Here is a 12462-nt window from a genome sequence, read left to right as displayed (position 1 = left end):
TTAATTTATAATTTACTATGATGAAAACACAATTGATCCGAGAAAGTTTTGACTGATTTGGAATCTGGTAAATTACTATTTGAAAATATATTAATGAACCTACAAAACTGCAACAGAGCGTTGCAGTATTTAATCCGAATCGGATTTCTTGCCATAAGACAAGCTGACAAAACTTGAAACACAGTAACTTGTAGAAGAATTTCATTAATGTAAAGCGATACAATGGCAAAACAAGTTTTTATCAATTTAGCAGTAAGAGATTTACAAAAGTCAATGGGCTTTTATACTGCATTGGGTTTTACAAACAACCCTCAATTTTCGGATGACGCAGGAAAATGTATGGTATGGAGTGATCACATTTTTGTGATGCTTTTGACGCACGAAAAGTTTGCAACGTTTGCGACTAAACCTATTGCAGACACAAAAAATAATGTCGCGGGACTTTTTTCATTATCGGTGGACAGTGTTGACGAGGTCAATAATATCGTGACAAATGGATTGAGTGCAGGAGGAGTGGAACCCAGCGAAATGAAAGATTATGGCTTTATGCAACAGCGTACTATTGAAGACTTAGATGGGCACACTTGGGAGATTTTCTATATGGATATGTCAAAAATCCCAGCTGAACAAAAGGAATAATAAAAATATTCCTCTCGTAATGTTTGTTACAAACCGTGAAAAGAACCGACATGATGGATATGGGGATTGGCCGCCATACCATTAGGGTTGCATCCTAATTCGCCTTCTGGTATTTCTCGACCCTGATTCGCGTAGAAACTTATCCAAAACTCATCAAACTCACCTGTCTTTGGATTCTTGAATGTCATGGGTTCTAGTTCAAATAACCTGATGTGTCGAAAAGCTCTTTCCACAAAGTCTGAACAGTAATACGAACTGTCATTTAGCGTATAACTCCAATTGTAAGGCTTACCCAACAGTTGGTGTGCCCTTTCTATTGCCTTAGGGATAGCATTTTGGTAAATGCTATCAATGCGATATATGGCAAATAGCCTTGTAGCTTCATGATCGATTCTTATTAAACTATCCAAAGGTTCCTTTACAGAACCTTTCTTACTACTTGCATGGAGTATATAGGGTTGTCCGTGCGCTATTTCGATGAGGCCTATATGATCGAAAGAAGTATTGTTTGTCCGTTGTGTGACGCGGTTGATAGCGCCGGAGAGATTTTCAGACTGTGCTCCAACAAATAAAAGATCACCATGACGGATCGTTAATCCCCTATACGCTATGCTGTCTTGTGCACATACGCATAATACCTGAAATACCAACGCTAGTAAAATTGCTGCTTGCTTCATCCTAGCAACGAATATATAGATAAATACTTTATCAGCTTCATCTTTCTCTTAAAATCAGCTAGCCGACAAGCCAGTTTAGGACTAAAACGCCAAATAAGCCAATAATAGAAACCAATGTTTCCATAATGGACCACGATAGGAAAGTATCCCGCATAGTCAATCCAAAATATTCTTTAAACATCCAGAAACCGGTATCATTTACATGCGAAAACATGAGACTTCCTGCTCCGGTCGCCAACACCATAAGTTCGGGACTGCTGTGTGAAGACTCCAGGATCGGTAGCATAATCCCCGCGGTCGTAAGCCCAGCCACAGTAGCTGATCCAACGGCAAGACGTATAATAGCGGCAATTGCCCAGGCTAGAACTAATGGTGAGAGCGTAAGGTCAGCAGTAATTTCCGTGATATATTGTGCCAAGCCACTGTCCACGAGCACTTGTTTGAACACGCCAGATGCCCCGATAATAAACAGTATCATTGTTACACCACGGAGCGCTTCTTCAATGCTCTCAGCCTGCTGCTTCAGGCTCTTGCCCTGCCTTATCCCCATGGTGTACATTGCCATTAGGGCCGCTAAAAGTAAAGCAAAGACAGGATCTCCCAGAAATAGTATAACCTGGAGAAATTGGGAGTTTTCAGGAAGAAACATAGGTCCGAATGATCCCAGCGCGATGAGAAAAACCGGAAACAATCCCGTAAAAATACTAAGTGCAAATCCAGGGTAAGCTGTCTGGACTTTGGATGGAGGGACAAATAGTTCTTCGGGCGGATTGGTAGGTATAGATTTCAAGAATCGTCCAAAAATTGGACCACTGATAATGATAGCTGGCACGGCGACAATCATTCCATAGATCATCGTTAACCCAATATCTGCCTGAAATATGATCGCAATAGCCGTTGCTCCAGGGTGTGGTGGCAGATAACCGTGCGTTACAGATAGTGCCGCAAGTAAGGGTATACCCACATATAATAATGGAAGCTTGTTCGATCGACATACCATAAAAACAAACGGAACCAACACGATGAACCCTACGTTATAAAAAAGCGGTATTCCTACGAGAAATCCTGTTAGCACCATAGCCCAAGGGATATACCTCACACCAAATACTCTTGTCAAAACATCGGTTATCTTTTGGGCTGCTCCACCATCAGCTAACAACCTTCCTAAAATTGCACCGAAGGCAAGTATTAAAGCCAACTGTCCCATTGTGCTACTCACGCCAACCTCCACAGATTTCATAATAGACGTTCCATCCATTCCCATAGCGAAACCAACGGCTATCGACGTAATTAGTAAAGAAATAATCGAATTGAGCTTAACTACTGTTATTAATAGTAGAAGTAAAACTATTCCAGCGAAAACAATCAATAATGGCATAATAAAAATGATTTTAAAACTCTTCCTTCAATTTGAAATAGAGACGTTCAAATTTCCGAAAGTTCTCCATGTAAATTCGGTGGTTATGCTCATCAGGAAGATATTGTGTGCTGTGCGCATCAAGTGTATGTGTCGATAGATATGCTCTACTGATGCCAAGTGCTTCCATTCCTATGATAGCAGCTCCCCATGCCGAACTTTCTACATTCTCTTTTACATACACAGGTTTGTTAAATACGTCGGCCAGCATTTGAACCCACAGCACGGAACGTGCTAGGCCACCACTCGCATAAATAATTTCTATAGGCTGTGTCGTTTCTTCCAGTGCAATTCCAACACTCAACAACGCAAATAGCATCCCTTCAATCATCGCACGCGCAAAGTGTGCTCTACTATGCTGAAGTTGGATGCCAAAATAAACACCTTTTGCCTTTGCATCCCAATATGGCGCACGTTCTCCCGTAACATAAGGTAGAAATATCAGCCCGTCCGACCCAGGTGCGACCGATCGGACTTCGTTATCAAATAAAGCCGCGGCATCCATTCCTAGGGATAATTGAGGGAATTCAGACATAAACTGCTCCATAAACCATTTTCGCACGACTCCGGCATTGTTAATCGCGCCACCCACCACAAATTCGCCAGGACGAAGGATATAACTGAAAACCCGCTCTTTGGAGTCTGTATTGGAACGATCAGTCACTACTCTTATAGCTCCACTGGTGCCGACAGTCACGGAGGCAATCCCAGGCGTCGTTGCCCCGACACCTAAATTAGCAAGACATCCGTCGCTAGCACCAATCACGAAAGGTGTGCCTATAGGAATTCCCCATAGGCATGCTGTAGCCTCATTATCCACCGTTAGTACATAATCAACCGAAACTAGTGAAGATAATTGTTTATCTGTTATTCCTGCCTTTGAAAGCGCTAGTTCACTCCAATGCATCCTATGGATATCCAATAAACCCGTTGCCGAAGCAATAGAATAATCTACAACATAGGTCCTGAACAGTTGAAAAAAGATGTATTCTTTTATTCCTATAAACTTATGTGTTTTATGAAAGATATTTGGCATATGCTTATTTATCCAGATTAGCTTGCATAGCGGAGACATCGGGTGTATCGGTGTACCTGTTTCTCGGAATAGCTGATGGCCTGCAGAAGTCCCTCTTAGGTTATCCGCAATATCCTGACTCCGCGTATCGGCCCAAATAATGCAATTTGTAAGAGGAGTACCCATATCATCCATGGCGATTACCCCATGCATGGCGCTACTCAAAGCTATACCCTCTAGACGATATTCCTGGCTGCTATTCTTCAAGGCATCCATCACTTCTGACACTGCGCGTATACAAGCCTCATAGATTTGGAGTGGATCTTGTTCGTAAAAACCACTTTGTGGAGATAAAATAGGATATGGTACGCTAAATTGCGTAATAATTGTGCCTATTTGGTCAAATGCGATTGCTTTTGTTGATGATGTTCCAATATCTAAACCAATGATCATATTTTACTTACTTGAAAAGCCGAGTACAAGGTACGAACATGTATCTCATTTATACACCATCCTTACTAAAATATTTGGTCTACGGATCAAATATTCGCATTATATTGGATACCATGAATAATATTGAAGATGCACGGATAACGTTAAGTCCAGTTGTAATTCGTAAATTCGCGTTTTTACTAAATAAAAATCGATCTATTTTTTTTAATAAATGCAACATCTAAAGATAAGAGAAGCAAAAAAAGAAGATTGCCCACGTATATTGGAATTGGTTAAAGAGCTTGCTTTGTATGAAAAAGCTCCCGAAGAAGTGACTATTACGTTAGCAGAGATGGTAGCGTGTGGATTCGGAGCTAAACCAATTTGGGGTGCGTTGGTAGCCGAGGTAAATGGAGTAATTGTCGGTATTGCCTTGCATTATGACCGCTATTCAACCTGGAAGGGACGCCGCCTATATCTAGAAGATCTAATAGTAACCGAGGCCATGCGCGGAGCAGGGATTGGGAAAAAGCTTTTGGATGAATTAATTGCATACGGTAAAGCCAAAAAATATAACGGTATCGTATGGCAAGTATTGGATTGGAACGAATCTGCAATCGACTTTTATAAAAAATATAATGCGCACTTTGATCCTGAATGGATCAATGTATCTATTGACTTTTGACAGAGTATCTCGTATCTCATGTCAGTACGAAATAAAACTATCTCTTGATCATAATATAGTCTGTCATCAAAGGATCCAGACTACTCTGTCTGAATTCCGTGGCAATCTGCGCGCGGTGATAGGTAGAATGGTTGATAATATGAAACATGATGTTTCGTATAGAGGAGGTAAAATGCCGCCCTGTACTGTTTTTGTAATTTACAGCTTGGTTGAGGTCGGAACTCTCCAAAATACTTAACGAATGCTCATAGTTTGTTAGATCCAGACTTATAAACTCAGCGGTGTCGTGTATCTGCCACACCCCGAAGGTCTTTTCTTTTGGATCAATCCTATTGTTCCAGATTTGGTGCGCGTCAAGTATGTGACTATATAAGCTGACGACCCTTTCAGGTAGTTGTTCTTGTTGTAAGACTATCGCCTGTGCCAATCTTTGGTTGCATTCGAAATTGTAATCGAAAAGTTCCCTGAAGAATTGTATCATTATTCTATCCGTGTAGATGGATTTAAATTCTCAAAATAAATTAACGCACTTATTGCTTTGTAAAAGTGGCAAGATATAAATCCTCTACTTTCTTACGGGCCCAGGGGGTTTTCCTTAAAAAAGTCAACGATGATTTTAGACTTGGATTGTCAATGAAACAATTAATCCGTATCTCTTGGCCTAGCGCTTTCCAACTGCCATAGTACATCAGCAATTCTTCGATAATCGTATCGAGCCGTTTGCCATGTAAAGGGTTATTTGGTTGTTTGTCCATGCAATAAAATTACAAAAAATAGTGATTGTTTTTATTTTTCCAATATCTTTCTGATCCTTTCCCGTTCTTTGTCCGATAGTGGGATAGCCTGCTCTACGATGGGGAGTATCTCCGCTTTGCGGTCCGTTTGCAGTAATAGATCCAGAAATCCTAGGTAGGTTCTGACGAGGTCAGCTTTGATGCCTACAAAAGCTCGCGGATCTGCGATATACAACTCCTGTATCAGTTGCATTAGGACCGCCTTACGCTGTTTATCCACTTCCGAAGAGTCATAGCGAGGCAATAGATTCTTTTGTATAAGTTCCTGCAGTTTGACATCCACTGCCTGCTCGCGCACATACTTCTTCTGCTTACGGTCCAGCATGTCGCGCAGCTCTGTTATTAGTCTTCGGTATACCACTTGCTGTTCTTTCTCGCTAAATAAGTTTCCTTCGTTGGATAGCATCATATCGGATTGCTCAAAACCGTTGAAAAAAGCCGATTCCACATACACAGAATGATGAAATTCGATTGCATTATTGTTAAAACTGCTCAGCAACTTAGCTATTTCCACCTTATCGTTATTCATGAAGTAATAATAGTAGCGGTCACCGATGGGATATTTCCACCGGATATAGTTTACCTTGAATACGAAAGAATTCTCCTCGGTGCTGTATATTGTAAAAGAAGTTTCGTCCGTTTCCTGAATCAGTTGCTGGTAGGAGATAGGCTTGCCATTTATCATAATGCTGTGCCCCAAATCCTTGTTAAGGTGTAAGAACCAGCCAAATTCTTGTGCTAGAAAATCCATAAACTCCTCCGATTGTAGAGTTGCAGCATTCAGGCCAAATACACCCTCCAATACCACGGTCGTCCCGGTGTGTGACGCATTAGAGCGCTGTGGTTCCGAGCTATCATACTCTTCCTTAGCGTCCCTGTTTATTACCAGTTTATACTGCATCAGGTTTTCTCCGTCAGCTACCACCGTATACCAAGTAGCACGTGTTGCGAACAGCGAGAAAGAAAACCGGCCCTTGCCCTTTTTACCGCGCGTATAAGAAGTCCGTTTGGCTTGTCCTTTTTTTAAGGAATCCAGAAAGTTACCGAAGGAATAGTCCAAAGTGTCGTGTGTGATACCTTCACCATTATCGCTAATGCGAATACGTTCTATATAGCCCAGTTCATTGCTCGATATATCAATGGCTACAACAGTGGCTTTGGCATCAAAACCGTTCCATACATATTCTGCAATGACTTGTTTCACATCCTTTGGCAGCCCTGCGGACTCTATACTCGCATTCGTTATTTTAGTACTGTTCTTCATCATTATAAACCTATAGTCCAAATCTAACAAAACCTATTTAACTAAAGCGTGCTTTAGCTAAAAAAAATAGTAATTTAACCCGTGAGCGGTTTATCTCATTAAAGACAGTGTTAAGAAATCTTGGGAAATCGATTGTACCGTTGATATTTTAGTTCGGATTTGCTATTTTCAATCGCAAAATTATGATTCAAAACATTATTTCGCAACTGCAGGACTTACAGTGGCAGGAAAATTGGCTAGATGAAAATTTTGTAAAGAAGCTTGGAAGCGTCGCAGAGGATAAAGTCTTCAAAAGACCTTTACCGGAACTGCATAGTGGTGCGGAACTCATTTCCCATGTATTGGTATAGAGGTTAGAAACAGTGCGGAAGTTAAAAAACCTCGATGCCAAATTAACAATAGATAGCCCTGAAAACTGGCGAACGAATGAGGAGTTAATGGAAATTGGATGGCAGAATTTAAAGAATGATTTTTTCCAAAGTTAGTATACACTTACTGAAATTTTAGAGAAAAAAGATGATACATTTCTTGATAAGCGCTATCGCAATAATGAAAGTTTTAAATATCTGATAGAAGGGCTTATCCATCATGACCTTTATCATTTAGGGCAGTTGGGTATTACAATTAAGTTTCTACTCCCTCCCCATAATCAATCAACTCAAACTTCAAATCATACCCTTGTTTGATGGTTATTTTAGTGCCGGACGGGGCGTATTTTCCGGTCATACAGGCTTCGTCGACCCCAGTAATGATGAAGAAATTTATGAATTTATCAGAAGTGAATTAATTTAGGGTCCATTTTTTGCAGACGATTCACATAATTGAATGGATTTCTTTAGTTTTGGCTATAGCGTTAGGAGAAGATTACAGTATTATCTCCTAGGCGAAGGAACGTTTGGAGAAATTCAGAAATACGGAAGAACAATGACATTGAAAGAAAACATCGGCTATAACTACCTGAAATACCTGCTTACCGGGATCTTTTCAGCTTTGCTGATTATGGGGTATGCGCAGGAAGAGGATAAACAACAGAAAGAGAAACGACAACCTAGTGAGCAACGGGAAAGGCAAACTCAAGTTATGGATTCCATTGATATCGTACGCGATTACCGTCCGATGCTGGCCGATGCCGTAAAGGCCCGCCGGAGTCCGGATATGCGTATCAACAGGGACGCGATTGAGAATGAGCTGCAGCAGATCGCCGCCGCTACCTATTTTTCAATAAATGGTTTCAAGCAAGCCTACAATGATGAATTGCTTAAACGGAATCCCAACGCTTCACGCGACAATATCGACAATTACCGAATTAGTTATTTGGCCTATCGTGCAGGGGAGTATCCAAGAGCGACCTCTATTTTGGAGAGTTTGGAAAAATCGGATGCCTTTTATCAGGGCGCTATAATTACTTTGGGCAATATTGGTATAGAGACCGGCGATAAAGAACGTGCGCGGAATGCTTTTCTCCAAGCGTCGAGAATGGATCTCGATCCGGAATTGAAAATGATAGCGTTGTATAACTACGCCAAAGTCTTACATGAACTAGACTCCACCCAAGTCGCCTTAAAATTACTCCAAGGCTATGTCGCGAAGAAACATGTCGATAGGGATCGTGATGGCAACGCACCGGAGAGTGCGCAAACATTATCCATAGCTGTTTTGTTGGGTACGAGTAATTTTCATGCTGGAGTAAGTATGCTGGAATCGTTAAACAAAAGAAGCCGCGAAGCCGATGTAACCTATCAAAAAGCAACGTATTACCGTGCTCTGGAATTCTATAATGAGCGTGCGTTCGAAAATAGTATATCTATGTTTATGAGATCGGAAAAATTCCCGATAGATGAGGAAATGGCGGCGTTGGCAACGTATTGGAAAGCAGAAGCAATGTATGAAGTGCGTAAGTACAAGGAGGCGGTGGAAAACTTTTCCCGGTTCCTTCGATTGCCCGCCGCACGAAACACCGAAGTATACAATTATGCAAACTATGGGCTGGCATATGCGGCGTTTCGAAATAACAGCTTTGCCATGGCAGCTGATTACTTTGAGCGTTTTTTGGCGACTGATGGACATTCGATAGACGAAAATGTGCGTCATGACGTGATCGCACGCTTGGGTGATTCGTATTTGTCCGTGCGCGATTATGGACGGGCAAACCGATACTATAATCAGCTGATAGATAACAAAGCTCCCAACCAAGACTACGCGCTGTTCCAGCGAGGAATTATTTATGGATTGCAAGGCGACAATGAAACTAAAATCAGCACCCTGTGGTCTGTTTTGGAGAAATTCCCCGGATCAAACTATGCGGATGATGTGGCCTTTGAGGTTCCATATACATATTTTACTTCGGGAGATTACGATACCGCTATCGAAGGACTGCAGAAAATGGTCGAAAAATATCCTAGAAGCAGCTATGTGCCCCGTGCATTGATGACCATTGGGCTTGTCCAGTACGATAAAGGTGAGACCGAAGCAGCCAAAGCCTCTTTCCAGAAGGTGGTAGAAGAACATTCGAAGACGGATGAAGCAGGGCAAGCATTGCGTTCCATTGAAAACATTTACTTGGATCAAGGGGATGCTTCCGGTTATATCCATTATGCGACCAATACCAACATCAGTAACCTCACTGCTGCACAGCAGGATAATTTCACTTTTGAAGTCGCCAACTCTTTGTTTATTAAGGGGGCATATGGGGCGGCGGTTGAAGCAATCAATGCTTATTTTGATAAATTTCCGAAACCGATAAAGGAAAAACATGCCCGTTATATCCGTGGGGTGAGTTTGTACCGTACTGGACACCCAAAAGAAGCGCTGCGCGACTTGAACATTATCCTGAACGACTGGACGAGCAAGTATACAGAGAGCACCTTGCTGACGGTAGCTGCGTTATACCTAGAACTGGAGGAATACAACGAAGCCATTGTACACCTCAAAAAATTGGAGCTCAATTCGGAATATAAAGAAAACTATAACTACGCGGTAACTAACCTGATGATTTGTTATTTCGAACTCGGTGACTTGGAGCAGGTGGCGAAGTATGCGAAGTTGATAAAGAGTTACGATCGCTCATCCGAGGAAGACATTGCCAAGGCGCACTTGTACGGTGCGCGGGCCATGCTGCAGGAAGGAAATGTGACGTCTGCCCTGAAGGAACTGAATCTGGCGGCGCTTAAGAGCCAAACGGCAGTCGGCGCAGAGGCACGGTATCGCGTTGGACAATTGCAGTATGAATCCAAGCAATACGACAAAGCTCAAGAAACAGCTTTTGATGTGATCAACAATATGGGGGCACATGATTACTGGGTGGCCAAGAGCTTCCTTCTGCTTGCAGATACCTATTCTGTAAAAGGTAATAAACTCCAGGCGAAGAGTACGTTGGAAAGTGTGATTGAAAATTATGAAGGAGATGATGATGTCATTCCTTCAGCAAAAGAACGTTTAAAGAAATTGAAGATTAAGTGACTTATATAAATCTTTATCTCTTATCAATCAACTCGGAAACTGTCGATTAGGAATTGCACAAAGGTCAACAACTTGTCGTTGTCGAAGCAGTAGTATTTTTTAAATGTGTTTCAACCATTTTCTAGCTGAATCTGATACAAGAATTAATGCTGCAGCCATCATTATAATGTCCTTTAAAACCAATCGTCCTGCTCCTGATAAATAAGGAAATCCAAATTGCGGTGTCGGAAAGTCTCCTCCTAAATTTGGTACATAAACTTCTGGAGTAGTAATTAAAAATGAAAGCGTAATAATTGACATCCCAAAAGTCAACATCCCCCCAAAAAATCCAACTTTAGGAAACCATATTCCAAGCAGAACTAAAATACCTATGACACAAATTACAATACCCAGTCCGTAAGAGAATATATATGTGCCATTTTCCTTATGCCATTCAATATTCTTACTTACAACTAAGCCTTCAGGGTTTTTGTGTAATTGATATTGTTTTATTAAAATCCCATCCTTATTACTTTCCATCGCTTCTGATTTAGTATAAAAGAAACTCATAAATGGACTATTAATGACAAATGGCACAATACCATCTGCTTCATATTGAAAAGCTTTTAATCCGCCAATCCATGCAGTTACGACAAAAATTGATATACGTAAGAAATTAACGAAATATGCATTGGAACGCTCGAAGAATACTAACAAATTTTTCATGTTTACTAACTAATTTACACAATGCTAAATTATGTTTAATGCAAACTACTAAAAATGGACAACTTCGTAAATTATATGGACTTTTTTGCCACTTCTGCTATCCCTACTGTATCTCTAAACTTTTTAGGTGACACCCCCACATGTTTCTTAAAGAATCTGCTGAAATAGAATACATCTTGAAATTGCAATTCAGATGCTATTTCTTTTACACTTTTGTAGGTTAAATGCAAAAGTTTTTTTGCTTCTAAGATCAATCGCTCTTGTATCAGTTCCAGAGGTGTTCTACTATATTCACTCTTAACTCGCTTGCTAAAAGTTGATTTGCCCATTTTGTAATAATCTGCATAAAACTGCACTGTTCGGTGTCGAATAAAATTCTCATTAATTAAATCCGTAAATTCGGATAATGAATGAATGGCTGCAGTCGTACATTTTCTTCTTTGAAGAACCATTTCCTTATTGCAAATCGCTAAAATAAGCTGCAAGTAAGATTTCATAATTGATGAATCATATGATTCATTCGATTTTTGAAGACGCGCTATTCGTTCAAAAAACCAATACACTTCGTCGCTAAAATTTGGAGACGCGTGAATAAACGGTTGCTCAAAAATATTATTAAACAATACACCATTACACGCTACTTCTTTTTTGTGATACTCAATGCAATAAAAATCTGCGTGGAAGTGTAAGATGTGAACCGTTGAATGCTCGTTTACGTGAAGTCTTGCTAATTGGAATGGCGATAGAAATAAAATGCAACAATCCGAAATATTATAATTCACTACATTGATTGCTACCTCCTTTACCTGTTTTAGTATTAGTACATAGTAATAGGCATCATTTATTATGATGTCGCTTTCGGAATATTTGTTGTCACGAACCCTGATACCTCTGTGCATAATTTGATCTTATTTAGTAAAGGCAGATAATTTTACACCAAATTCCTAGACCGCATTTCTTTCCAGATTTCCTGTTCAATAATTTTATCTCCTGCTGAATTTTTAATTACCAAATATCCGATGACTAAAGGAAAAAACGTAAACACACCTAGTCCATTTTTCATTACTCCGAAGAAGAAAATTCCCACGGTAGCTCCAACGATAAAGGCGTTTATTATTCTGTTCTTCTTTATGTTTTTTATTTTTTGGAACAATTGATTATTAGTAAATTCAGTCAAATTATTTGGTTTCATATATCGAAATTTTCTTTAGTCGATTTTGTATATAATTCATAATTTCTTTTTTTTCTAAAAATACGAAATATTGGTAGAAATGTGAATGTATATTTTCTGAGCCGATACCCCAAAAAATCGTAAATCTAGCCATCAAGTCATTTTGAAGCACATCAGTACATCGTGTTCAGTGTTTGGGCAAAT

General features: G+C 40.3%; 13 protein-coding genes. 4 read left to right on the top strand and 9 right to left on the bottom strand.

Translation table 11 applies throughout. The features are described from left to right. Nucleotides 1–222: 222 nt before the first annotated feature. Nucleotides 223–639: a VOC family protein gene (locus H8B21_RS13930; protein ID WP_190314376.1), complete on the top strand. Its 417-nt coding sequence runs from the start codon at nt 223–225 to the stop codon at nt 637–639. Nucleotides 640–665: 26 nt separating this feature from the next. On the opposite strand, the gene H8B21_RS13925 is transcribed toward H8B21_RS13930, so the two are convergent. From H8B21_RS13925 to H8B21_RS13915, 3 genes are read right to left on the bottom strand one after another with little or no spacing between them, the layout of a single operon-like run. Then, nucleotides 666–1316: a YiiX/YebB-like N1pC/P60 family cysteine hydrolase gene (locus H8B21_RS13925; protein ID WP_190314375.1), complete on the bottom strand. Its 651-nt coding sequence runs from the start codon at nt 1314–1316 to the stop codon at nt 666–668. Nucleotides 1317–1374: 58 nt separating this feature from the next. Further along, nucleotides 1375–2694 carry a gluconate:H+ symporter gene (locus tag H8B21_RS13920; RefSeq protein ID WP_190314374.1) on the bottom strand — a complete coding sequence of 440 codons (1320 nt, stop codon included), beginning with the start codon at nt 2692–2694 and terminating at the stop codon, nt 1375–1377. Between the two features lie 13 nt (nt 2695–2707). Then, entirely contained in the window at nt 2708–4201 is a 1494-nt protein-coding gene (locus tag H8B21_RS13915) for a gluconokinase (protein ID WP_190314373.1), read from the bottom strand. Nucleotides 4202–4412: 211 nt separating this feature from the next. On the opposite strand from H8B21_RS13915, the gene H8B21_RS13910 reads away from it, so the two are divergent. Next, nucleotides 4413–4865 carry a GNAT family N-acetyltransferase gene (locus tag H8B21_RS13910; protein WP_190314372.1) on the top strand — a complete coding sequence of 151 codons (453 nt, stop codon included), beginning with the start codon at nt 4413–4415 and terminating at the stop codon, nt 4863–4865. A 37-nt stretch (nt 4866–4902) separates the two neighbouring features. Here H8B21_RS13910 and H8B21_RS13905 read toward each other — a convergent pair whose 3' ends face one another. Genes H8B21_RS13905 through H8B21_RS13895 form a run of 3 tightly spaced genes read right to left on the bottom strand, consistent with a single transcriptional unit; the run spans nt 4903 to nt 6926 of the window. Next, nucleotides 4903–5346: a DinB family protein gene (locus H8B21_RS13905; protein ID WP_190314371.1), complete on the bottom strand. Its 444-nt coding sequence runs from the start codon at nt 5344–5346 to the stop codon at nt 4903–4905. A gap of 49 nt (nt 5347–5395) precedes the next feature. Then, on the bottom strand, nt 5396–5620 hold the full coding sequence (locus H8B21_RS13900) for a VF530 family protein (protein ID WP_190314370.1): 225 nt from the start codon (nt 5618–5620) through the stop codon (nt 5396–5398). Between the two features lie 31 nt (nt 5621–5651). After that, nucleotides 5652–6926 carry an ATP-binding protein gene (locus H8B21_RS13895; protein ID WP_223815034.1) on the bottom strand — a complete coding sequence of 425 codons (1275 nt, stop codon included), beginning with the start codon at nt 6924–6926 and terminating at the stop codon, nt 5652–5654. A gap of 179 nt (nt 6927–7105) precedes the next feature. Between H8B21_RS13895 and H8B21_RS13890 the strand changes: the two genes are divergently transcribed. Continuing rightward, the gene (locus H8B21_RS13890) at nt 7106–7273 is read left to right on the top strand and encodes a hypothetical protein (protein WP_190314369.1); all 168 of its coding nucleotides are present in this window, start codon (nt 7106–7108) and stop codon (nt 7271–7273) included. A 475-nt stretch (nt 7274–7748) separates the two neighbouring features. Continuing rightward, the gene (locus tag H8B21_RS13885; RefSeq protein ID WP_223815033.1) at nt 7749–10382 is read left to right on the top strand and encodes a tetratricopeptide repeat protein; all 2634 of its coding nucleotides are present in this window, start codon (nt 7749–7751) and stop codon (nt 10380–10382) included. A gap of 99 nt (nt 10383–10481) precedes the next feature. Here the strand turns inward: H8B21_RS13885 and H8B21_RS13880 are convergent, their stop codons facing one another. The 3 genes from H8B21_RS13880 to H8B21_RS13870 form a co-directional block, all read right to left on the bottom strand. Next, entirely contained in the window at nt 10482–11087 is a 606-nt protein-coding gene (locus H8B21_RS13880) for a DUF417 family protein (protein ID WP_190314368.1), read from the bottom strand. Nucleotides 11088–11158: 71 nt separating this feature from the next. Next, nucleotides 11159–11986, bottom strand: coding sequence for a helix-turn-helix domain-containing protein (locus H8B21_RS13875; RefSeq protein ID WP_190314367.1), 828 nt, complete (start codon nt 11984–11986; stop codon nt 11159–11161). 32 nt (nt 11987–12018) lie between these two features. Continuing rightward, on the bottom strand, nt 12019–12279 hold the full coding sequence (locus H8B21_RS13870) for a hypothetical protein (protein ID WP_190314366.1): 261 nt from the start codon (nt 12277–12279) through the stop codon (nt 12019–12021). Between the last annotated feature and the right edge of the window lie 183 nt (nt 12280–12462).

Origin of the sequence: Sphingobacterium chuzhouense, assembly GCF_014692525.1 — a bacterium.
In the GTDB taxonomy this organism is placed as follows: domain Bacteria; phylum Bacteroidota; class Bacteroidia; order Sphingobacteriales; family Sphingobacteriaceae; genus Sphingobacterium; species Sphingobacterium chuzhouense.
This window is presented reverse-complemented; position numbering and strand designations above follow the sequence as displayed.